20 protein-coding genes are annotated in these 20,913 nt (G+C 62.1%); 13 read left to right on the plus strand and 7 right to left on the minus strand.

Translation table 11 applies throughout. The features are described 5' to 3' along the window. Nucleotides 1-73 precede the first annotated feature (73 nt). The 3 genes from FHT70_RS11840 (at nt 74) to FHT70_RS11850 (ending at nt 1,698) form a co-directional block, all read left to right on the plus strand. Nucleotides 74-913 (plus strand): IclR family transcriptional regulator, encoded by an 840-nt coding sequence (locus FHT70_RS11840; RefSeq protein ID WP_097600802.1) that lies wholly within the window; start codon nt 74-76, stop codon nt 911-913. Between the two features lie 87 nt (nt 914-1,000). Beyond that, complete coding sequence (locus tag FHT70_RS11845; protein ID WP_183701171.1) at nt 1,001-1,255, plus strand: plasmid stabilization protein; 255 nt, start codon at nt 1,001-1,003, stop codon at nt 1,253-1,255. Then, nucleotides 1,252-1,698 carry a type II toxin-antitoxin system VapC family toxin gene (locus FHT70_RS11850; RefSeq protein WP_183701173.1) on the plus strand — a complete coding sequence of 149 codons (447 nt, stop codon included), beginning with the start codon at nt 1,252-1,254 and terminating at the stop codon, nt 1,696-1,698. The genes FHT70_RS11845 and FHT70_RS11850 overlap by 4 nt, the downstream gene beginning before the upstream one ends. A gap of 24 nt (nt 1,699-1,722) precedes the next feature. Here the strand turns inward: FHT70_RS11850 and FHT70_RS11855 are convergent, their stop codons facing one another. Together FHT70_RS11855 and FHT70_RS11860 are read right to left on the minus strand one after the other, a co-directional pair. Then, nucleotides 1,723-2,931 carry an amidohydrolase/deacetylase family metallohydrolase gene (locus FHT70_RS11855; RefSeq protein ID WP_183701484.1) on the minus strand — a complete coding sequence of 403 codons (1,209 nt, stop codon included), beginning with the start codon at nt 2,929-2,931 and terminating at the stop codon, nt 1,723-1,725. A gap of 170 nt (nt 2,932-3,101) precedes the next feature. Continuing rightward, nucleotides 3,102-3,971, minus strand: coding sequence for a sigma-70 family RNA polymerase sigma factor (locus tag FHT70_RS11860; RefSeq protein WP_183701175.1), 870 nt, complete (start codon nt 3,969-3,971; stop codon nt 3,102-3,104). Nucleotides 3,972-4,079: 108 nt separating this feature from the next. Here FHT70_RS11860 and FHT70_RS11865 point away from each other — a divergent pair, with 108 nt between their 5' ends. Next, a complete protein-coding gene (locus FHT70_RS11865) occupies nt 4,080-4,538 on the plus strand; it encodes a carboxymuconolactone decarboxylase family protein (RefSeq protein ID WP_183701177.1) in 459 nt (152 codons plus the stop codon). A 63-nt stretch (nt 4,539-4,601) separates the two neighbouring features. On the opposite strand, the gene rhaI is transcribed toward FHT70_RS11865, so the two are convergent. Continuing rightward, nucleotides 4,602-5,894, minus strand: coding sequence for an L-rhamnose catabolism isomerase (gene rhaI / locus FHT70_RS11870; protein WP_183701178.1), 1,293 nt, complete (start codon nt 5,892-5,894; stop codon nt 4,602-4,604). Nucleotides 5,895-6,107: 213 nt separating this feature from the next. Further along, a complete protein-coding gene (locus FHT70_RS11875) occupies nt 6,108-8,204 on the minus strand; it encodes a bifunctional rhamnulose-1-phosphate aldolase/short-chain dehydrogenase (protein WP_183701180.1) in 2,097 nt (698 codons plus the stop codon). A 202-nt stretch (nt 8,205-8,406) separates the two neighbouring features. Here FHT70_RS11875 and FHT70_RS11880 point away from each other — a divergent pair, with 202 nt between their 5' ends. From FHT70_RS11880 to FHT70_RS11920, 9 genes are all read left to right on the plus strand, one after another. Continuing rightward, complete coding sequence (locus FHT70_RS11880) at nt 8,407-9,219, plus strand: DeoR/GlpR family DNA-binding transcription regulator (protein WP_183701181.1); 813 nt, start codon at nt 8,407-8,409, stop codon at nt 9,217-9,219. A 47-nt stretch (nt 9,220-9,266) separates the two neighbouring features. After that, entirely contained in the window at nt 9,267-10,262 is a 996-nt protein-coding gene (gene rhaS, locus FHT70_RS11885; protein WP_097600808.1) for a rhamnose ABC transporter substrate-binding protein, read from the plus strand. A gap of 72 nt (nt 10,263-10,334) precedes the next feature. Further along, nucleotides 10,335-11,870, plus strand: a complete 1,536-nt coding sequence (locus FHT70_RS11890; protein ID WP_183701184.1) for a sugar ABC transporter ATP-binding protein — start codon at nt 10,335-10,337, stop codon at nt 11,868-11,870. Between the two features lie 10 nt (nt 11,871-11,880). Beyond that, nucleotides 11,881-12,882, plus strand: coding sequence for an ABC transporter permease (locus FHT70_RS11895; protein WP_183701187.1), 1,002 nt, complete (start codon nt 11,881-11,883; stop codon nt 12,880-12,882). Further along, a complete protein-coding gene (locus FHT70_RS11900) occupies nt 12,879-13,886 on the plus strand; it encodes an ABC transporter permease (protein ID WP_183701190.1) in 1,008 nt (335 codons plus the stop codon). The genes FHT70_RS11895 and FHT70_RS11900 overlap by 4 nt, the downstream gene beginning before the upstream one ends. Continuing rightward, entirely contained in the window at nt 13,883-14,203 is a 321-nt protein-coding gene (gene rhaM / locus FHT70_RS11905; RefSeq protein WP_183701193.1) for an L-rhamnose mutarotase, read from the plus strand. Before FHT70_RS11900 ends, rhaM begins: the two co-directional genes overlap by 4 nt. Continuing rightward, nucleotides 14,200-15,579, plus strand: a complete 1,380-nt coding sequence (locus FHT70_RS11910; RefSeq protein WP_183701195.1) for an FGGY-family carbohydrate kinase — start codon at nt 14,200-14,202, stop codon at nt 15,577-15,579. The genes rhaM and FHT70_RS11910 overlap by 4 nt, the downstream gene beginning before the upstream one ends. Nucleotides 15,580-15,660: 81 nt before the next feature. Then, nucleotides 15,661-16,419, plus strand: a complete 759-nt coding sequence (locus FHT70_RS11915) for a fumarylacetoacetate hydrolase family protein (RefSeq protein WP_183701210.1) — start codon at nt 15,661-15,663, stop codon at nt 16,417-16,419. A gap of 169 nt (nt 16,420-16,588) precedes the next feature. Further along, the gene (locus FHT70_RS11920; protein WP_183701213.1) at nt 16,589-17,368 is read left to right on the plus strand and encodes an ATP-binding cassette domain-containing protein; all 780 of its coding nucleotides are present in this window, start codon (nt 16,589-16,591) and stop codon (nt 17,366-17,368) included. Nucleotides 17,369-17,377: 9 nt separating this feature from the next. On the opposite strand, the gene mmsB is transcribed toward FHT70_RS11920, so the two are convergent. The 3 genes from mmsB to FHT70_RS11935 are packed head-to-tail and all read right to left on the minus strand — an operon-like array spanning nt 17,378 to nt 20,913. After that, complete coding sequence (gene mmsB, locus FHT70_RS11925) at nt 17,378-18,259, minus strand: 3-hydroxyisobutyrate dehydrogenase (protein ID WP_183701216.1); 882 nt, start codon at nt 18,257-18,259, stop codon at nt 17,378-17,380. Between the two features lie 9 nt (nt 18,260-18,268). Further along, entirely contained in the window at nt 18,269-19,864 is a 1,596-nt protein-coding gene (locus tag FHT70_RS11930; RefSeq protein ID WP_183701219.1) for a GMC family oxidoreductase N-terminal domain-containing protein, read from the minus strand. Nucleotides 19,865-19,923: 59 nt separating this feature from the next. Then, nucleotides 19,924-20,913 (minus strand): branched-chain amino acid ABC transporter permease, encoded by a 990-nt coding sequence (locus tag FHT70_RS11935; RefSeq protein ID WP_183701222.1) that lies wholly within the window; start codon nt 20,911-20,913, stop codon nt 19,924-19,926.

Below are 20,913 nucleotides of genomic sequence, written 5' to 3' on the forward strand. Positions count from 1 at the left end.
CAAAATGTTGCGATTTGCCACAGCGACCGCTGTACCATAGTAATGTAATATGGTCGCAGTGTTCATGAGGTGCATGAAATTGGACGGAAAGACATCGCCCGCAGTTTACTCCGAAGATGAGAGCCTTGCCGGCGAAGCCGGCGGCAAGAGCGCGCGCCGCGCCCGCGTCAGCGGCATCGACCGCGCTCTTCAGGTGATCGATCATCTCTATGAAACAGGATCGCCGGCCGGCGTCTATGCCATCGCCAAGGCGGTAAAGGCGCCGCTATCGACCGTCTACGTCATCGTCGACGACCTCGTCGAAAAGAATATGCTGACGCGCCAGGCGGATGGCTCGATCTGGCTCGGCGCCCGGCTTTATCATTACGGGCTTGCCTATGCCCGGTCGCTGGATTTCATGAGTATCGCCACCCACGAAATGCACGATCTCTGTCGCCAGGCCGGCGAAACCGTGCAGGTCTGCGGCCGTGACGGCGATTACATGCTGGTGCTTGCCATGGCCGACGGCCCGAGCCACTTCCAGGTGGCGTCTCGCGTCGGCACCCGGGTGCCGCTCAATTGGACGGCGTCGGGCCGCCTGCTCGTCGGCCACCTGCCCGAAGAGGAACGCATCGAGCTTTTCAAACGCTGCGCCCGCTCGTCGCCGACCGGCCGCGCCGAGATCGATCCGCGCACCCTATCGGAAGCGGCCGGCAAGGCCTTCGAGTCGCGCCTGTCGATCCAGGCCGGCGAATCCGATTATGCGGTCGCCTGCATCGCCTCGCCGATCTGCGATCGCGACGGCCAGTGCGTTGCCACCATTTCGATCGTGCTGCCGGAGCAGAAGGCCTTTTCCGACGAGAACCATTATACGGCGCATGTGCGCAATTCTGCGGAGCGGATCGAAAAACTGATGGGTTGGCGCAACCGCTGACGTGAGCTCAAACACGATCCTTGAAGGATTGTCCTCTGACTGCATTGCATCTATATTGACGTCACTGACAGCATTTGGGATCTGAATATGGCCGTTCTGACAGTTCGAAACGTGCCCGATGACGTGCATCGCGCACTGCGTGTCCGGGCGGCGATGCATGGCCGCAGCACCGAGGCGGAAGTTCGCGAAATCCTGGAAAATGCCGTAAAGCCCGAGCAGCGCATTCGCATGGGAGACGCTTTGGCTGAACTCGGCCGGCAATTGGCGCTGACCAATGATGATCTCGAGGTGCTTGATCAGCTGCGCGAAGGGGCGGCGGCGGAGCCCTTGAGGTTTGAATGATCGTACTCGATACGAATGTGCTTTCCGAGACGATGAAACCGACGCCCAGTTTGGCTGTGCGCGCGTGGCTCAACGAGCAAGCCGCGGAAACGCTGTATTTGTCGAGTGTTACCTTGGCCGAATTGATGTTCGGCATCGGTGCCTTACCGGACGGTCGACGCAAAGCGGCCCTGACCGAGATGTTTGGCGGCTTACTAGCACTCTTTGGGGATCGGGTATTGCCATTCGACGTCGGAGCGGCCCGGCATTATGCCGACCTTGCCGTCAGAGCTAGAACGAACGGCCAAGGCTTCCCGACGCCGGACGGATATATCGCCGCCATCGCCGCTTCGAAGGGCTTTGTTGTCGCGACACGCGATATAAGCCCCTTTGAGGCGGCGGGACTGACTGTCGTAAATCCCTGGAACCATCGATCATCTGAGGCCTCTCGGGAGAATTTATGATCGAACCCCGCCTCGCGGCGGATTCTATCTGTAGGAATAGCCGTGGCTGTGGCGCACCAGCCTGCGCGCCCGCGGCACGTAGCGGCTGGCGGCGACGGCCTCGGCACCCATCACCGCATAGCGTGGCTCGAACAGTTTGTTGAGGACCGAGACATCACCATTCGAATCCGTCGCCTCGAGTTCGGACTCGACGAGGTCGAAAACGGTGAATTCGGCTTGCGCGCCGACCGCAAGCCGGTTCTCCATCGACAGCTTGATGACCGAGGCCGGCGCATGGGTGACTGCTTCCACGACCTTGTCGAAGGGCATGCCGACGCTCAGCAGCTTCGACATCGTCGTCGCCAGGTCCCAGACCGGAAAGTTCATCGAATGGCCGTGCAGGTCGGTCGAGATCGAGAACGGCAGAAGCCCGCGCGCGATCGCCGCTTCGGCGACTTTGAAGGAGAAGGAGGCGCCGCCATGGCCGATGTCGAGGCGGATGCCTTCGGAGGCGCAGCGCTCGGCGAGATTGAAAAGATCCTCGTCCTCCATGATGCTCGAACCGGCCTTCCCGTTGAAGCAATGGGTGACGACGTCACCGGGGCCGAGAATTTCAAGCACTTCGTCATAAAGCGCCGGCGGCTCGCCGACATGGACCATCATCGGCACTTTCAGGATCTTGGCGATCTTCTTGCCGAGCTTGACGGGAGTGACACCCCAGGAGCCGGTGATGACGTGGCTGGCGCGCACCTTGATGCCGACGATGTGCTCGCTGTTTTCAGCGTAGACTTGGAGAATGCGGTCGAGATCGATATCTCTGATATCCCTGAGCTCGGCGACGCGGTTGCAGGCGACGAGACCGATCGAGCCCAGGTTCAGGAAGGCCTTGATGCGCTCGCGCGAGGACTCGATGATATACTCGCGGAAGCCATGGAAATTCGCCTCGCCGGCCGAACCGGCGTCGACCAGGGTGGTGACGCCGCGCTCGAGACCGCATTCGGACGGGCGGATGGAGATGTCGGTGCCGCCATGCCAGATGTGGACGTGCAGATCGATCCAGCCCGGCGAAATGAAAGCCCCCTTGCCGTCGATGCGTGTCACATCCTCAGCGGCTGGAAGCGATGGACCGATCCGGGCGATGCGGCCGTCGGCATTGACGAGAATGTCGATCACCCCCTCGGATGCGCCCGCACCGAAAGCCGTCGGCCTGACATTGGTGAGGAGAAGCGGCTTTTTCGCCTGGTCGCCCGACATGATCATATTTCAAATTCCATAGTTATGGTATAAGAAGCCTTATAATAGAATAAAGTCGAAGAGACTGCTGTCAAGAGAAATGAAGCGCAGCTAGCCGCACGGGAACGGCGGCAGGGCGCTCGTTCTCAGCCGCACTCGCCGTCAAGGAACGGCAAATTTTTCCAGCGATTTCAATCCCGCAGGATTGAATATTCAAGCCGTTCGAGGTGGTCTGGATCGGCGATAGCTTCGATTGCCGCAATCCTGTCGCCGGCGATGGTGAACGCCACCACGACGCGGATCTGACCCGCGATGCGCACGACGAAGCCAAGCTCGCCGTCGACGATGGCGATCTCTGCCGCCTGCGCCCGGCCCTTGAACAACTCTGCCACTTCGGATGCGCCGCGTCTTTCGCTGAAGGCGCCGAAACGCGCCGCCGTCGCATCCAGGCGAAACACAACATCTGGGGCGAGCACGGCAATCAGCGCCTGCAGATCGCCGTTGCGCGAAGCCGTCAGAAAGGCCTCCGCAATCGTTCGTTTCCGGCCGAGATCGACATCCGGCGTCTCGTCCGCGCCCTGCACCCGGCGGCGGGCACGGCTCGCGAGCTGACGGGCGGCGGCGGATGACCGGCCGATAATCGGCGCAATTTCGTCGAAGGGAAGATCGAACATGTCGTGCAGCACGAAGGCAACTCGTTCGGCAGGCGCCAGCGTCTGCAACACGACGAGCAGCGCCACGCCCACCGAATCGGCGAAGGCGGCGTCGCGTTCCGGATCCTTGGCCGGATCGGCGATCGCTGCATGGACCGATGTCTCCAGCCGCTCCTCGCGCCGGGTCTTGCGGGCACGCAGCATATCGAGGCAGATGCGCGCCACCACCGTCGTCAGCCAGCCGGCGAGATTGCCGACGTCAGTCCTATCCGCGCGGGTGAGCCGCAGCCAGGCCTCCTGAACCGCGTCTTCGGCCTCGCTGCGCGACCCCAGCATGCGATAGGCGGCAGCCTTCAGATGCGCCCGGTTGGCTTCGAATTGATCGGCCAGCCAATTATTCTCGTTCATCCGTCACATTCCTTCGCTGCGTTCCGTCACATCAATGACGAATGAAACCGGGCCGGTGTGACAGCGCCGGCGGATCGTCGCACCCTAAACCCATCAAGGAGACCTATCATGCCGGAGAGAATGGGAAATCCCGCCCTCGTGCTTCCAGAAGCCATGCAGGCGCTCAATGCGCTCAGCAAGGTGCCGACCGAAACAGGCCTTTCGCCAAGGCTGCTCGAACTCGTCAATCTGCGCGCCAGCCAGATCAACGGCTGCAGCGTCTGCATCGATGGTCATTGGCGCATTGCCCGCAAACACGGCGAAACGGATGAGCGGCTCTTTGCCGTCGCCGGCTGGCGCGACGCTCCCTATTATAGCGAGGCTGAACGCGCCGCTCTCGCCTTGACCGAGGCGGTGACCCGCACCAGCGACCGCGCCGACCCGGTGCCTGACGAGATCTGGGACGAGGCGACCCGGCATTATGACGGCCGCAGCCTTGCGGCTCTCGTCATCGCCATCGCCAACATCAATGTCTGGAACCGGCTGAACATCGCCACCCGCCAGCTCGCCGGCGCCTGGAAACCCTGAGCGATTGCCGGCAGCGTTTCACTCCACGTTGCCGGCGACCACACTTTTATTCAGCCCGGCAGCTCAGATGATGCCGCCGCCGCCGGCAACCGACGCCGGACGCTCGGCCGCCACCTTTTTGCGGTAGCCGCTGACGCGGTAGGCGGCAATCGGATCGATCGCGCCGCCGGCGCGGCGGCGGGCCTCGGCAAGGATCGGCTCGACATCGGCGCGATAGGCGCGCTTCAGCGTTTCTGACGCCATCAGCGCATCATTTTCCTGCTGATAGCCCTCGAGCGCCTTGCGGTCGACGATGAGCGCCTGCACATAGGCGCGGCGGATTTCGTTGGCGCTGTTGATCAGGCTTTCGATCGGGTCGGTGACATTGTGCGACTGGTCGATCATGTGGGCCGGATTGAAATCGTTGACGCCGCGCTGTTCGGCATCCACCAGCTCGTTGAACACCAGGAACAGCCGGTAGGGATCGATGACGCCGGCATCGAGATCATCGTCGCCATATTTCGAATCGTTGAAGTGGAAACCGCCGAGTTTGCCGAACTGGATCAGGCGGGCGACAATCATCTCGATATTGGTGTTGGGCGCATGGTGGCCGAGATCGACGAGGCACTGGGCTTTGGGGCCGAGGGTCTGGGCGATCAGATAATTGGTGCCCCAGTCCTGAACGATCGTCGAATAGAAGGCCGGCTCGTACATCTTGTGCTCGGAGAAAAGCTTCCAGTCGTCGGGCAGCGCCTTGTAAATGTCAGCCATCGAGGCGAGGTAACGCTCGAATGCCTTGATGAAATTGCTCTGGCCGGGGAAGTTCGACCCATCGCCGATCCAGACGGTCAGTGCCTTGGAGCCGATCGCTTTGCCGATCTCGATGCATTCGAGATTGTGCTCGACCGCCTGCGCGCGTGTTGCCGCGTCGGTGTGGCTAAGCGAGCCGTATTTGTAGGAATAACCCTGCCCGGGCGCGTCGGAAAAGGTGTTCGAATTCATTGCGTCGAAGCCGAGGCCGAGCGCATCACCCTTGGCCTTCAACTCCCGTGCATCCGCCTTGTCCCAGGGAATATGCAGCGACACATTCGGCGTTGCCTGCGTCAGCTGATTGATGACGGCGCAATCGTCGAGCTTGTCGAAGATGCCGCGCGGTTCGCCGGTGCCGGGAAAGCGGGCGAAACGCGTGCCGCCGGTGCCCACGCCCCAGGAAGGAACGGCGACGAAGAACTCCGCCACCTTGCGTGTCACCGCCTCTATATCGACGCCGCGGCGATCAAGCGTCGCCCCCAGTGCCCCGTAATCGGCTTTCAGCGCGGCTGCCCGCTTGTCGTTTTCGCTCGCGACCAGATCCTGCGCGATCCTGAACTCGGCCATTTTTTCCTCCCGGTTCTGCAATTTCTACATTGGAACTGCCGTGCGGCCGCCCCTCATCCGCCTGCCGGCACCTTCTCTCCGTTCAGACGGGGAGAAGGGGATATGCCGCGCCGTCTCCGTCTCACTCCGACATTTCGTTGGGCAAGTCCCCTCTCCCCGTCTGAACGGAGAGGGTTAGGGTGAGGGGCAGACGCATCCGCCCCCAGTCAAAAATCAGCGCGTAAAACTGTGAACGTTGCCGGCGTCGACGTTGATGATGTTGCCGGTCGATTTCGCCGATAGATCTGACGCCAGGAAGTAGACCGCCTCGGCGATATCTTCCGGGAAGACGTTGAGCTTCAGCATCGACCGCTTGCGGTAATGTTCCTCCAGCTCGTCGACCTCGATCTTCGAGGAGGCCGCACGCTGCTCGCGCCACTCGCCGCTCCAGATCTTCGAGCCACGCAGGACGGCATCGGGATTGACGGTGTTGACGCGGATGCCGGCATCGGCGCCTTCCAGCGCCAGGCAGCGGGCAAGATGGATTTCAGCCGCCTTCGCCGTGCAATAGGCGGACGCGTTCGGCGAAGCGGCAAGACCGTTCTTCGATGCAATGAAGACGATATTGCCGCCGAGCGCCTGACGGCGGAACAGCCGGAAGGCTTCACGCGAGACGAGGAAATAACCGGTCGCCAGAATGTCGATATTGCGGTTCCACGTCGACAGTTCCGTCGCTTCAATCGGCGCCGACGAGGCGATACCGGCATTCGAAATGAGGATGTCGATGCCGCCGAATTCCACGCAGGATTCGGCGAAGGACGCGATAACGGCATCTTCCTTGGTGACGTCGAGCTTGGTGGTGCGCACGGCGTCCGAGCCGTACTTCTTCACGAACTCGGCTTCAGTCGATTCAAGTGCCGCCTGATCGATATCGGCGAGCACCACACAGGCGCCCTCGCCGACGAGGCGCGCCGCCGTCGCCCGGCCGATGCCGCCGGCGCCGCCGGTGACGAAGGCGACCTTGCCGGCAAGGCTCTTCGGCTTCGGCATGCGCTGCAGCTTGGCCTCTTCGAGTAGCCAATATTCGATGTCAAAGGCTTCCTGCTCCGGCAGTCCCTGATATTCCGAGACCGTCGAGGCGCCGCGCATGACGTTGATGGCGTTGACGTAGAATTCGCTGGCGATGCGGGCCGTCGCCTTGTCGCGGGCGAAGGACAACATGCCGACACCCGGCACCAGGAAAATGACGGGATTGGCGTCGCGCATGGCGGGCGAATTGTCATGTTTGCAGTCGTTGTAATAGCGGGCATAGTCGGCGCGATAATCCTCCAGCGCCTGGTCGAGACCCGCGACGATCGCGTCGACATCCGGTTTGGCCGGGTCGAAATCGATGATCAGCGGCCGAATCTTGGTGCGCAGGAAATGATCGGGGCAGCTGGTGCCGAGCGCGCCGAGCGGCCGCAGGTCGCGGGAGTTGACGAATTCGAGCACGGCGTCCTGATCGTCGAAATGGCCGAGCTTGCGCTCCTGCTTGCCGATGCGACCGCGAATTTCGGGCATCAGGCGAGCGGCGATAGCCCGGCGTTCGGCAACCGGCAGACTCTGCACGACCGCGCCGCCGAAGATCGTCTTGCCCTCGGTCTGAGCGGCGAACCATTCGATCGCCTTGTTGATGATATCGAGCGTCAGCTCGTAGCAGGCCTTGGCTTCGTTGGCCCAGGTGAAGAGACCATGGCTTTCGAGTACGACGCCCTTGGCGTTCGGGTTCGCCTTGACGAAGGCTTCGAGATCGAGGCCGAGCTGGAAGCCCGGACGGCGCCAGGGCAGCCAGCCGATCTCGTCACCGAAGATTTGCTTGGTCAGCTCCCTGGAATTCTTCGACGCGGCGATTGCGATGATCGCGTCGGGATGCATATGGTCGACATGGGTAAAAGGCACGAAACCGTGCAGCGGCGTATCGATCGAGGCGGCGCGGCCATTCAGGTTGAAGGTGCAGTGCGGCAGGAACCCGACCATGCGGTCCTCGTCCTCGACACCTTTGTAGATGCCCTTCAGCGATTCCAGCTTGTCCTGGTAGAGTGTGGCGAAGCCGTCGAGCTTGATGGTGCCGACGTCGCCGCCCGAGCCCTTGACCCAGAGAACCTTGACCTTCTCGCCGGTCAGCGGATCGGTCTCCATGACCTTGGCCGAGGTATTGCCGCCACCGTAATTGGTGATGCGCTTGTCGGCGCCGAGCAGATTTGAGCGATAGAGCAGCTTGCCGGGCTCATTGAGACCTGCCGCGTAACCCTCGTCCCACCGGTTTTCCAGAAGCCGGACGTTCGCCGCCATGTCATCCTCCCATATGAAATCATTATCGGGACGCGATAGTTCGCGCCCCTTTTCGCTGACCGGTATCGCTCATGAAAATGGGGTTTGTCAATCGAAAACGATCAAATTCGATTATTGTGCAGCGCAATATGAAAATTTATGATCGTTTATGATTGACAGCTTTTAACGGATACGAAATAAATACGACAAGAGGAGGAGCCCAATGCACGAACGCGAACGTCATCGCATCATCTTGAGCGCCGTTCAGGAAAAATCCGTCGTCACGATCCAGGACATTTCCGAATTGACGGAAGCTTCTGAAGCGACAATCAGGCGCGACATTGCGGCTCTTCATGTGCAGGGCAAGATCCGTCGTGTCCGCGGCGGAGCGGAGGCGGTGCACCCGCCGCAGCTCGGCAATCTCGCCGGCCGCCCATTCCGGGTTTCAGAATCGGTCAACATCGATAAAAAACGCGCAATTGCACGCGCCGCGGTCGATCTCTGCGAGGCCGGCGACGCCATCATTATCAATGGTGGCACCACAACCTTCCAGATGGTGCACTACATGGCCGGCCATCGCATGCAGGTGATGACCAACTCTTTTGCCATCGCCGAACATCTGGTGAAGCATTCCAAGAACACGGTGACGGTGCCGGGCGGCGCGATCTATCGTGAACAGAGCCTCATCCTGTCGCCTTTCGACAATGACGCGATCCGCAATTTTTATGCGCGGCGGATGTTCATCGGCGCGCAGGGCGTCGGCCCGCTCGGCATCATGGAGGCGGATGCCCTCATCATCCAGAGCGAGCAGAAGCTGATGCACCAGGCCGACGAACTCGTCGTCATGGTGGATTCAAGCAAATTCAATCGCCGGTCGAGCCTCATTCTCTGCGCGCTCGACCGCGTTTCTGTGGTCATCACCGATGACGGGATTACCGACGAGGCGGCTCGCATGGTCGAGAATGCCGGCGTTCGGCTCGTCGTCGCCAGCCCGGTGACCCAGCTTGTGAAGGAGGATTCCTCGTCGGTCGCATGAGGCGCCGCCGAGGTGTGGAAGTCTAATCTTAATGGGAGGAAAGTGACATGAAATTCGCAAAGACACTGGCGCTCGGCGTAGCGCTCGCCGTCGCCATGATGGCCGGCACCGCCAGCGCCAAGGACATCAAGATCGGCCTCGTCGTCAAGTCGCTCGGCAACGGCTTCTTCGACGCCGCCAACAAGGGCGCGCAAGAAGCAGCCAAGGAACTCGGCGGCGTGGAGGTTATCTACACCGGCCCGACCTCGACGACGGCCGAGGGCCAGATCGAAGTCATCAATTCGCTGATCGCTCAGGGCGTCGACGCCATCGCCGTGTCGGCCAACGATCCGGACGCGCTCGTTCCGGCGCTGAAGAAGGCTACCCAGCGCGGCATCAAGGTGATTTCCTGGGATTCCGGCGTGGCACCAGAGGGCCGCATCCTGCAGCTTAACCCGTCCTCCAACGAGCTGATCGGCAAGATGTGCTTGACGCTCGCCAAGGACCACCTCGAAGGCGGCAAGGGCGACTTCGCCATCCTGTCGGCCACGACCACCTCGACCAACCAGAACATCTGGATCGACCAGATGAAGAAGCAGCTCAAGGATTTCCCGGGCCTCAACCTCGTCACCACGGTTTACGGCGACGACCTCTCGGACAAGTCCTATCGTGAAGCCGAAGGCCTGCTGAAGTCGTACCCGAACGTCAAGGTCATCGTCGCTCCGACGACGGTCGGCGTTCTCGCTGCTTCGAAGGTCGTCGAAGACAAGGGTCTGATTGGCAAGGTCTACGTCACCGGTCTCGGCCTGCCGTCCGAAATGGCCGGCGCCATCAAGTCGGGCGCCACGAAGGAATTCGCCATCTGGAACCCGATCGATCTCGGCTACTCCGCCACCCAGATCGCCTATCGCCTCGTCAAGGGTGAGACCGACGGCAAGCCGGGCAGCGAAATCGAAGCCGGCCGCATGGGCAAGATCAAGGTCGGCGACAACGGCGAAGCCGCCATGGCCGATCCCTTCGTCTACAATGCCTCGAACATCGACCAGTTCTCCAAGGTCTTCTGATCCGAAGCAGCCGTATAAAGCCCGGCGGCCTGATAGCCGCCGGGATTGCTCATTCGACATTGGTAGAAGCTGATGAACGCTGCCTTTCAACAACCCGCCACGGACAGCAAAACCCGCGAAGCGCCCGCCATTCTGGAAATGCGCGGCATCTCCCAGATCTTTCCCGGGGTGAAGGCGCTCGACAATGTCAGCATCGCGCTCCATCCCGGTACAGTGACGGCGCTGATCGGCGAAAACGGCGCCGGCAAATCGACGCTCGTCAAGATCCTGACCGGCATCTACAGGCCGAACGAGGGCGAGATCCTGGTCGACGGGCGGCCGACGAGCTTTGCCAGCGCCCAGGCCGCGATCGACGCCGGAGTCACCGCCATCCATCAGGAAACCGTGCTGTTCGACGAGCTGACCGTTGCCGAAAACATCTTCCTCGGCCATGCGCCGCGCACGCGCTTTCGCACCATCGACTGGCAGGTGATGAACAGCCGCTCGAAGACGCTGCTGACCGCACTTGAAAGCAATATCGACCCGACGATCCGGCTGAAGGACCTCTCGATCGCGCAGCGCCACCTGGTAGCGATTGCCCGCGCTTTGTCGATCGAGGCCCGCATCGTCATCATGGACGAGCCGACGGCCGCCCTTTCCCGCAAGGAGATCGACGATCTCTTCCGCATCATCAAGGGTCTGAAGGAACAGGGCAAGGCGATCCTGTTCATCAGCCATAAGTTCGACGAGCTTTACGAAATCGCCGACGATTTCGCTGTCTTCCGCGACGGCCGCGCCGTCGGCCAGGGGCGGCTGAAGGAAACGCCGCAGGACGAAATCGTCCGCATGATGGTCGGCCGCGACGTCAAAAACGTTTTTCCGAAGATCGAGGTTGCCATCGGCGGCCCGGTGCTCGAAGTCGAAAAATACAGCCACCGCACCGAGTTCCGCGACATTTCGCTGACGCTGCGCAAGGGCGAGATCCTCGGCATTTACGGCCTGATCGGCGCCGGCCGCTCGGAATTGGCGCAATCGCTCTTCGGCGTCACGAAGCCGCTCTCGGGGCGGCTGACGCTCGAGGGCCGGGAAATTTCGATCCATTCGCCGCATGATGCCATCAAGGCCGGCATCGTCTATGTGCCGGAGGAGCGCGGCCGCCACGGCCTGGCGCTGCCGATGCCGATCTACCAGAACATGACGCTGCCGTCGCTGACACGGACCTCGCGCAAAGGTTTCCTGCAGGCGGCGGAGGAATTCGCGCTCGCCCGCAAATATGCCGAGCGGCTGGATCTGCGCGCCGCAGCCCTCTCCGTCCCGGTCGGCACCTTGTCAGGCGGCAATCAGCAGAAGGTCGTCATCGGCAAGTGGCTCGCCACCATGCCCAAGGTCATCATCCTCGACGAGCCGACCAAAGGCATCGACATCGGCTCGAAGGCTGCCGTGCACGGCTTCATCAGCGAGCTTGCCGCAGAGGGCCTCTCGATCATCATGATCTCTTCCGAACTGCCCGAGATCATCGGCATGTCGGACCGGGTGCTTGTCATGAAGGAAGGTCTGTCCGCCGGGCTCTTCGAGCGCGATCAGCTTTCGCCGGAAGCGCTGGTGCGCGCGGCGACCGGAAATGCATGAGGTGATGAGCATGGCCAAACTGATCAAAAAACGCGAAAACCTGCTCTTTGCCATCATCGTGGTGATGATTGCCATCTTCTCGGCGCGGGCCGCCGATTTCGCCACACCGGACAATCTCGCCGGGATCTTCAACGACACCGCGATCCTCATTATCTTGGCGCTTGCCCAGATGACGGTGATCCTGACGAAATCAATCGATCTCTCGGTTGCCGCCAACCTTGCCTTTACCGGCATGGCAATCGCGATGATGAACGCGGCCTTTCCGGGCCTGCCGCTGATCGTGCTGATCCTTGCGGCGGTGGTGATCGGCGGGGCCCTCGGCACTATCAACGGCTTCCTCGTCTGGCGCCTCGAAATCCCGCCGATCGTCGTCACCCTCGGCACCCTCACCATCTATCGCGGCATGGCCTTCGTGCTGTCGGGCGGCGCCTGGGTGAACGCACACCAGATGACGCCGACCTTCCTCGCCGTTCCCCGCACGCCGGTCCTCGGCCTGCCGGTGCTGAGCTGGGTTGCGATCGTCATCGTCGCGCTGATGTATATGCTGCTGCGCTACAGCCAATTCGGCCGCGCGGCCTATGCGACCGGCGGCAATCCAACAGCGGCCGTCTATGCCGGCATCGATACCGGCCGGACGAAGTTCCTTGCCTTCGTGCTGTCGGGCGCGCTTGCCGGCCTCTCCAGCTATCTCTGGGTGTCGCGTTACGCGGTCGCCTATGTCGATATCGCCAACGGCTTCGAACTCGACAGCGTCGCGGCCTGCGTCATCGGCGGCATTTCGATTGCCGGCGGCGTCGGCTCGGTCGCCGGCACGGTGCTCGGCGCACTCTTCCTCGGCGTCATCAAGAACGCCCTGCCGGTCATCGGCATTTCGCCCTTCACGCAGATGGCGATCTCCGGCACCGTCATCATTCTCGCCGTCGCCTTCAACGCCCGGCGTGAGCGCAACCGGGGCCGCATCATCCTGCGCGACCGCGCCGCAGCCGAAATCAGAACGGAGGCCGCAGCATGAGCACCGTATCCACCCACGAAAAGCGCGTCATCCCCGACCGCCTCGGCACGCCCTTCCGCCGCATCGTCGCAAGCTGGGAAGTGCTGCTCTTCGGTGTCGCCGTCCTGATCTTCATCTTCAATTCCCTGGCCTCGCCCTATTTCCTCGATGCCTGGAACCTATCGGATGCCACCTTCAACTTCACCGAAAAGGCGATGATCGCCTTCGCCATGGCGCTGCTCGTCATCTCGGGCGAAATCGATCTTTCGGTCGCCGCCATCATCGCGCTCGCCTCAACGGCGATGGGCGCGGCAGCACAGGCCGGCGTCGGCACGCCGGGCCTGGTGCTGATCGGCATCGGCACCGGCCTTGCCTGCGGCATCTTCAACGGCGTGCTCGTTTCGGTGCTGAAACTGCCGTCGATCGTCGTCACCATCGGCACGATGAGCCTGTTCCGCGGCATTTCCTATATCGTGCTCGGCGACCAGGCCTACGGCAAGTATCCGGCCGACTTCGCCTATTTCGGCCAGGGTTATGTCGTCTGGGTGTTCTCGTTCGAATTCGTGCTGTTCATCGTGCTGGCGATCCTCTTCGCCATCCTGCTGCATGCGACGAATTTCGGCCGGCAGGTCTATGCGATCGGCAACAACGATTTCGCCGCCCGCTTCTCCGGCATTCCGGTCGAACGCGTCAAATTCATTCTCTTCCTGCTGACCGGCATCATGAGCGGCATTGCTGCCGTTTGCCTGACCTCGCGCCTCGGCTCGACCCGGCCGTCGATCGCGCAGGGCTGGGAACTCGAAGTCGTCACCATGGTCGTTCTCGGCGGCATCTCGATCCTCGGCGGCTCCGGCACGATCGGCGGCGTCGTCATCGCCGCCTTCGTCATGGGCCTCGTCACCTTCGGCCTCGGCCTGTTGAACGTGCCCGGCATCGTCATGTCGATTTTCATCGGCCTGCTTCTGATCATCACCATCGCCATCCCGATCCTCGCCCGCCGCATCAAGCTCATGAGCTCCCGATGACCCTGGAAAAACACGCCTTCAAGATGCAGCTCAATCCCGGAATGGAAGCCGAATACCGCAAGCGGCATGACGAGATCTGGCCGGAACTGGTCGATCTCCTGCATCAGTCGGGCGCCAGCGACTATTCCATCCATCTCGACCGCGAGACCAATACGCTGTTCGGCGTTCTGACACGGCCAACCGGTCACACGATGGCGAGCTTGCCGGACCATCCGGTCATGAAGAAATGGTGGGCTCATATGGCCGATATCATGGCGACCAATCCGGATAATTCGCCTGTTCAAAGCGACCTCGTCACCCTCTTCCATATGCCATGACCGCCAGCTCCTACCGCCGCATCGCCGTCCTCGACATCGGCAAGACCAATGCCAAGGTCGTCGTGCTCGACAGCGCGACCGGTGCCGAAATTGCCGTCCTGAAGCGGCCGAACATTGCGGTCAAGCAAGGTCCCTACCCGCATTACGACATAGAGGCGCTCTGGGCTTTCGCGCTCGATGCGCTGAAGAGCCTGGCGCGGGAACCCGGCTACGACGCCATTTCGATCACCACCCACGGCGCCGCCGCCGCACTGCTCGACTGCAATGGCGCGCTCGCCATGCCTGTGATCGATTACGAGCACGAATATCCTGAGGCGATCCGCGATGCCTATACCGCTTTGCGTCCCACCTTCGCCGAAACCTTCTCGCCGCGCCTGGCGATGGGCCTCAATGTCGGCGCGCAGTTGCACTATCAGAAGAGCGTCTTTCCGCAGCAGTTTGCCGCGGTCGAGACAATTCTCACCTATGCGCAATATTGGGCGGCGCGCTTGACGGGTGTCGCCGCAAATGAACTGACGTCGCTCGGCTGCCATACCGATCTCTGGAATCCGAGAAGCGGCACCTACTCTTCGCTCGTCGACCGGCTCGGCATCCGCGCGCTGATGGCGCCGATCCGCTCGGCCTTCGACGCGCTCGGCCCTGTTCTGCCCGAGGTCGCCGCCGAACTCGGCCTTTCAGCACCTGTCCCGGTCTATTGCGGCATTCACGATTCCAACGCCTCGCTGCTGCCGCACCTCCTACATCGGGAGGCCCCCTTCGCCGTCGTCTCCACCGGCACGTGGGTCATCAGTTTCGGCGTTGGCGGCGATCTCGATCATCTCGATGCGAACCGCGATACGCTTGCCAATGTCGACGCCTACGGCCGCGCCGTTCCATCGTCGCGCTTCATGGGCGGGCGGGAATTCGAAATTCTTTCGGCCGAGATCGGTCCGGTGGATGACGAGGCCGCCTGGGCTGCGATCGGTGCGGTAATCGGCAAGGGCATGATGCTGCTGCCCAACGTCGCCCCAGGCTCCGGACCCTTCCCGGGAAAGGCAAGCCGCTGGGTCGGCGCCGAGGCGGCGAGCCGCGAGAAGCGTTTTGCCGCCGTCTGCCTCTATCTCGCACTGATGACCGACGCATGCCTCGGACTGATCGGCGCCAAGGGTCCTGTCATCGTTGAAGGGCCGTTTGCCCTGAACGACACCTATCTTAAGCTGCTCGCCGCCCTCACCGGCCGTGTTGTCGTCGCCCATCCAGGCTCGACCGGCACCAGCCAGGGGGCTGCACTTCTGACTGGCATCCGGCCAGTCTCCGGTGCAGAGACACATGTTCCGCCGTCCGAAATTGCCGGGTTGAAGGTCTATCGGGATCGCTGGTTCGCGGAAATCGAATAGGAGCTTTTCCTGTAACGCCCCCTTGTTCCTCACCGGCTTGCGGTTAGTGTGACGCCTCGAAACGCAGGTCGGGGAGACAGCATGACAGAAGCATTCGATCCGCGCGCCCTCGCAGCCAAGCTTTACAGTCTGCGGCGGGCCGGCAGACAGGAGGCGACCAGCGCCTTCCTGTCGCCGGCCAATCTACATCAAGCGATGGAAGCGCAGCACTTTCTCGCCGCGGCCGACGGCATTTCCGGCAATGCATGGAAGGTGACGGTTTCGCCGCAGGGCCACGCCGTCAGCGGTCCGCTGCATCCCTATGCCGAAGCCGTCTCAGGTGCTGAAATCCCCTGGTATCCAGGGCTGAAATTCGAAACCGAGATCGCCGTGCGCCTCGGCAAGGACCTGCCGATCCGCGCGGGCAAGCCGTACAGCCGCGCCGACGTGGTCGAGGCGATCTCCGCCGTCCATCTCGGCGCCGAACTGCTGATCAGCGCCGTCAGGGAAAGCGGCAGCGTTTCCTTCCTGCTGTTTGCCGCCGACCGCCTCGGCAACAGCGGCTATGTGCTCGGCCCGAGGCTCGACAACAGCCTTGTTGATACCGCCGGCGGCACCCCGCTCAAGGTCACGCATGCCGGACGCACCATCTATGACGGCCCTGCCCAGCATCCGAAGGGCGACGTTCTCACTTGGCTCGTCGACTACGCCAATGACGGCTTGCGTCCGCAAACATCGCTTAAGGCAGGCGCGCTGATCACAACGGGCACGTTGAGCGGCGCGATCGAACTGGCCGAACCCGGTGAGATCGACATCCTTTTCGGCGATGCCAGGCTAAGTTTTTCGGTATCGAAGACATGATGAACGTTGGTTATACCCGCGGCCGCGGCAATTCCCCGCGGTCTCACCTTCTCCAGAGAAAAGGTAAGTTGACAATCCAGGTTTAGTTTTGCAGGAACCGGGTGTGGATGGGAGGCCGATGCATGTCAGAGGCACTCCCCAACCTGCAGCGCCGAACCCGGAGCAGACCATGCCGTCGTCTTTCCTTGCCCTGTCGGGAATCACCTATGCCATCGGCCCGAAGCCAATCCTCTGCGGCATCGACCTGACCCTTGAAGCAGGCCGCATCTACGGGCTGGTGGGGCCGAACGGGTCCGGCAAAAGCACGCTTTTGAAGATCATCGCCCGCCAGATCGGGCCGCAATCCGGCGCCATTGCCTTCGACGGCAGGGCGGCGGCTGACTGGGGGGCGCGGGAATTTGCCAGGCACGTCGCCTATATGCCGCAATTCACGCCGGCGACCGAGGGGATGACCGTGCGCGAACTCGTGGCACTCGGCCGTTTCCCCTGGCACGGCACGCTCGGCCGCTTCACCGCAGCGGACCGCGGCAAGGTCGAGGAGGCAATTGGCCGCACCCGTCTTGAGGATTTTGCCGATCGCCTCGTTGCCGACATGTCAGGCGGCGAACGCCAGCGCGCCTGGATTGCCATGATGCTCGCCCAGGATGCCCGCTGCCTGTTGCTCGATGAACCGACATCGGCGCTCGACCTCGCCCATCAGGCCAGCGTCCTCTCCCTGGTACAGCAACTCAGCCACGAACTCGGGCTGACCGTCATCATCGTGTTGCATGATATCAATCTCGCCGCCCGCTACTGCGACGCGATCGTCGCACTGAACCGCGGCCGGATCACGGCCGAAGGCACGCCCGGCGAGATCATGCAGGCCGAGAAGCTGCATTCGATTTTCGGCGTCGGCATGGGCGTCTTCGCGCATCCGGTGCGAAACGAGCCGGTCAGCTATCTCTTATAGGCCGCCGCCTCACACCTTTTCGCGGAACATCTCGATGATGGCGGAGAAATCCCGACCGCCGTTACCCTGCTTTTCGAAGAGCGAATAAAGCTGCGCTGCCTCCGCGCCGAGCGGCGTCGAGGCGCCGCTTGCCAGCGCCGCCTCCTGCGAGAGCTTGAGATCCTTTAGCATCAGCGCCGCGGCGAAACCCGGCTTGTAGCCGTTGTTGGCGGGCGAAGTCGGCACCGGCCCCGGCACTGGGCAATAGGTATTGATCGACCAGCACTGGCCTGATGAGGTCGAGGCGACGTCGAACAGAGCCTGGTGCGAGAGGCCGAGTTTTTCGGCCAGCACGAAGGCCTCGCAGACGCCGACCATCGAGATGCCGAGGATCATATTGTTGCAGATCTTCGCCGCCTGGCCAGCGCCGGCCTCGCCGCAATGGACGATCCTCTTCCCCATCGCCTCGAGGATCGGCTTCGCCCGCGCGAAGGCTTCGTCCGAGCCGCCCGCCATGAACGTCAGCGTGCCCGCGCTCGCCCCACCCGTACCGCCGGAGACGGGCGCGTCGAGCGACAGGCAGCCTGCGGCCTTGGCCATCTCATGCGCCTTGCGGCTGCTTTCCACATCGATTGTGGAGCAATCAATGACCAGCGTGCCCTGCGCAGCGGTCTGCAGGATGTCGGTCCACGCCGTCAGCACATGCCGGCCCTGCGGCAGCATCGTGATGATGATCTCCGCGTCCTTGACCGCTTGGCTGGCATGGCTTGCCGGCTTGACGCCGCTTGCCTCGGCCGCCTTCAGCACCGAAGCAGCAAGATCGAAGCCAAGGACCTCGTGGCCTGCCTTGACGAGATTGGCCGCCATCGGGCCGCCCATATTGCCGAGGCCGATGAATGCAATCTTTGCCATGGTCTCCTCCTATCGATTGTCTTCGAGGATCATCGCCGCCGCCTTTTCGGCGATCATGATGGTCGGCGAATTGGTGTTGCCCGAGGTGATCGACGGCATCACCGAGGCGTCCGCGATCCTGAGCTTGCCGAGCGCCCTTAGTTTCAGCCTGGGATCGACGACGCTGTCCCGGTCGGCGCCCATACGGCAGGTACCAACCGGATGAAAGATCGTCGTGCCGATATCGCCCGCCGCCCGCTCCAGATCGGCCTCCGTCCGGTAGTTCGGCCCGGGCTTGAATTCTTCCGGCCTAAAACGGGCGAAGGACGGCTGCGCCACGATCCTGCGCGTCAACCGTATTGAACGGACAGCTATGTCACGGTCGCGCTGCGTCGAGAGGTACTTCGGGCTGATGGTCGGCTGGGCGGCGAAATCCGGGCTCGACAGGTGCACCGAACCGCGGCTTTCGGGCCTCAGATTGCAGACGCTGGCGGTGATCGCCGGGAAAGGATGGACCGGATCGCCGAACTTCTCCAGCGACACCGGCTGCACATGATATTGCAGATCCGGCGTTTCCCGGTCCGGGCCTGACCGGGTGAAGATGCCGAGCTGGCTCGGCGCCATCGCCATCGGGCCGGAGCGGCGGACGAGATATTCGAGCCCGATCGCCGCCTTGCCGATCAGCTTCGTCGCCTTCTCATTCAGCGTCGGAACCCCGGTCACCTTATAAGCCAAGCGCAGTTGCAAATGATCCTGCAGGTTCTCGCCGACCGCCTTTACCTCGGTGACCACATCGACACCCGCCTGCCGCAGAACTTCGCCCCTGCCAATGCCCGATAGCTCGAGAATATGCGGCGAACCGATCGAGCCGGCCGAAAGCACTGTCTCTTTCGCCGCGTAGGCACGCTTGGCCACGCCTTGATGCTGAAATTCTACACCGGAGACCGCCCCCTCCTCGACCAGCAGCCGCCGCACCTGCGCCTTGGTCAGGACCGTCAGGTTGGAGCGCCGCATTGCCGGGCGCAGAAAGGCTTTCGACGTGTTCCAGCGAATGCCGGAGCGCTGATTGACGTCGAAATAGCCGGAGCCTTCGTTGTTGCCGCGGTTGAAATCCTCTGTCTCCGGAATGCCGGCTTCCCTCGCCGCCTGCTGAAAAGCGTCGAGCACGGCCCAGCGCACACGCGCCTTCTCGATGCGCCATTCGCCGCCAGCCCCATGCATCTCGTCTTCGCCGCGGTAAAAATCCTCTGACTTGCGGAAGAAGGGCAGAACATCGTCCCATCCCCAGCCGGTGCAGCCCATCTGCCGCCAGAGATCGTAATCGCGCGCCTGCCCGCGCATATAGATCATGCCATTGATCGAAGAGCAGCCGCCGAGCACTTTTCCGCGGGGATAGCTCAGCGCCCGGCCGTTCAGCCCGGCTTCCGGCGCGGTGGTGAAGCACCAGTCGGTGCGCGGATTGTTGATGCAATAGAGATAACCGACGGGAATATGGATCCAATGGTAATTGTCGCTGCCGCCGGCTTCCAATAGCAGCACGCGACTCCTGCCGTCGGCGGATAGACGATTGGCGAGCACGCAACCTGCGCTGCCTGCCCCGATGATGATGTAGTCGTAACGATCCATGTGCGCCCTGCACGAAATTCCAATGCCTGCCGCTTCCGCCGTCCGCTACGGAAGAGGAGCTAGCGGCGATAGACGAAGCCCAGCTTCCGCCCCAGTCGCGAAGCGTAGAATTCGCCGATAATGCCGCGGCGGAAGATCAGCACGCAGACCATGAAGACGACGCCGGTGATGATCGTGACCGGGAATTCCGATGTGGCGAGGTAGTTTTCCAGCGCCACCACCAACCCAGCACCGAAAAGCGGGCCGATCAACGTGCCGATACCGCCGAGCAGTGTCATCAGGATCACCTCGCCCGACATCTGCCAGGCAACGTCGGTGAGCGTCGCGAACTGGAAGACGATCGATTTCACCGCGCCCGCCAGCCCGGCCAGCGCCGCCGACATGACGAAAGCGCCGAGCTTGTAGCGCGCAACCGAATAGCCGAGCGAGATCGCCCTTTGCTCGTTTTCGCGGATCGATTTCAGGATCATGCCGAAGGGCGAATTGATGAAACGCCAGATAATCAGCACGCCGATAATGAACACGGCGAGCACGAAATAATACATGTTGGTCGAGCTGTTGAGATCGATGACGCCGAAGAGATGGCCGCGCGGCACCGACTGGATGCCGTCTTCGCCCTCGGTGAACTTCGCCTGCAGGCAGAAGAAGAAGAACATCTGCGACAGCGCCAGCGTGATCATCGCGAAATAGATGCCCTGGCGGCGGATGGCGAAGAAACCCATGACGAGGCCGAGAAAGGCCGCCCCCGCTACTCCGATCAGAATGCCGAGCTCCGGCGGCAGGCCCCATGATTTCACCGTATAGGCGGTGAAATAGGCCGCACCGCCGAAGAAGGTGGCATGGCCGAAGGAGAGTAGGCCGGTATAGCCGAGCAGCAGGTTGAAGGCGCAGGCAAACAGCGCGAAGCACAGGAGCTTCATCAGGAAGATCGGATAGAAGAAGAACGGCGCCAGCAGCAGGAGCAGCAGTCCCACGAGAAGGAAGCCGGCCTGGACCGAAAGGGCGGTCCGGCTTTTTTCCGTTCGGATGGTTTCGGTGAAGTCAGCCAT

The organism is Rhizobium sp. BK049 (genome assembly GCF_014193135.1).
GTDB lineage: Bacteria > Pseudomonadota > Alphaproteobacteria > Rhizobiales > Rhizobiaceae > Rhizobium.

Excerpts from the sequence above, each read along its gene's own strand:
- FHT70_RS11840 (WP_097600802.1), top strand. The coding sequence starts at position 74 with ATGAAATTGGACGGAAAGACATCGCCCGCAGTTTACTCCGAAGATGAG.
- FHT70_RS11845 (WP_183701171.1), top strand. The coding sequence starts at position 1,001 with ATGGCCGTTCTGACAGTTCGAAACGTGCCCGATGACGTGCATCGCGCA.
- FHT70_RS11850 (WP_183701173.1), top strand. The coding sequence starts at position 1,252 with ATGATCGTACTCGATACGAATGTGCTTTCCGAGACGATGAAACCGACG.
- FHT70_RS11855 (WP_183701484.1), bottom strand. The coding sequence starts at position 2,931 with ATGTCGGGCGACCAGGCGAAAAAGCCGCTTCTCCTCACCAATGTCAGG.
- FHT70_RS11860 (WP_183701175.1), bottom strand. The coding sequence starts at position 3,971 with ATGAACGAGAATAATTGGCTGGCCGATCAATTCGAAGCCAACCGGGCG.
- FHT70_RS11865 (WP_183701177.1), top strand. The coding sequence starts at position 4,080 with ATGCCGGAGAGAATGGGAAATCCCGCCCTCGTGCTTCCAGAAGCCATG.
- rhaI (WP_183701178.1), bottom strand. The coding sequence starts at position 5,894 with ATGGCCGAGTTCAGGATCGCGCAGGATCTGGTCGCGAGCGAAAACGAC.
- FHT70_RS11875 (WP_183701180.1), bottom strand. The coding sequence starts at position 8,204 with ATGGCGGCGAACGTCCGGCTTCTGGAAAACCGGTGGGACGAGGGTTAC.
- FHT70_RS11880 (WP_183701181.1), top strand. The coding sequence starts at position 8,407 with ATGCACGAACGCGAACGTCATCGCATCATCTTGAGCGCCGTTCAGGAA.
- rhaS (WP_097600808.1), top strand. The coding sequence starts at position 9,267 with ATGAAATTCGCAAAGACACTGGCGCTCGGCGTAGCGCTCGCCGTCGCC.
- FHT70_RS11890 (WP_183701184.1), top strand. The coding sequence starts at position 10,335 with ATGAACGCTGCCTTTCAACAACCCGCCACGGACAGCAAAACCCGCGAA.
- FHT70_RS11895 (WP_183701187.1), top strand. The coding sequence starts at position 11,881 with ATGGCCAAACTGATCAAAAAACGCGAAAACCTGCTCTTTGCCATCATC.
- FHT70_RS11900 (WP_183701190.1), top strand. The coding sequence starts at position 12,879 with ATGAGCACCGTATCCACCCACGAAAAGCGCGTCATCCCCGACCGCCTC.
- rhaM (WP_183701193.1), top strand. The coding sequence starts at position 13,883 with ATGACCCTGGAAAAACACGCCTTCAAGATGCAGCTCAATCCCGGAATG.
- FHT70_RS11910 (WP_183701195.1), top strand. The coding sequence starts at position 14,200 with ATGACCGCCAGCTCCTACCGCCGCATCGCCGTCCTCGACATCGGCAAG.
- FHT70_RS11915 (WP_183701210.1), top strand. The coding sequence starts at position 15,661 with ATGACAGAAGCATTCGATCCGCGCGCCCTCGCAGCCAAGCTTTACAGT.
- FHT70_RS11920 (WP_183701213.1), top strand. The coding sequence starts at position 16,589 with ATGCCGTCGTCTTTCCTTGCCCTGTCGGGAATCACCTATGCCATCGGC.
- mmsB (WP_183701216.1), bottom strand. The coding sequence starts at position 18,259 with ATGGCAAAGATTGCATTCATCGGCCTCGGCAATATGGGCGGCCCGATG.
- FHT70_RS11930 (WP_183701219.1), bottom strand. The coding sequence starts at position 19,864 with ATGGATCGTTACGACTACATCATCATCGGGGCAGGCAGCGCAGGTTGC.
- FHT70_RS11935 (WP_183701222.1), bottom strand. The coding sequence starts at position 20,913 with ATGGCTGACTTCACCGAAACCATCCGAACGGAAAAAAGCCGGACCGCC.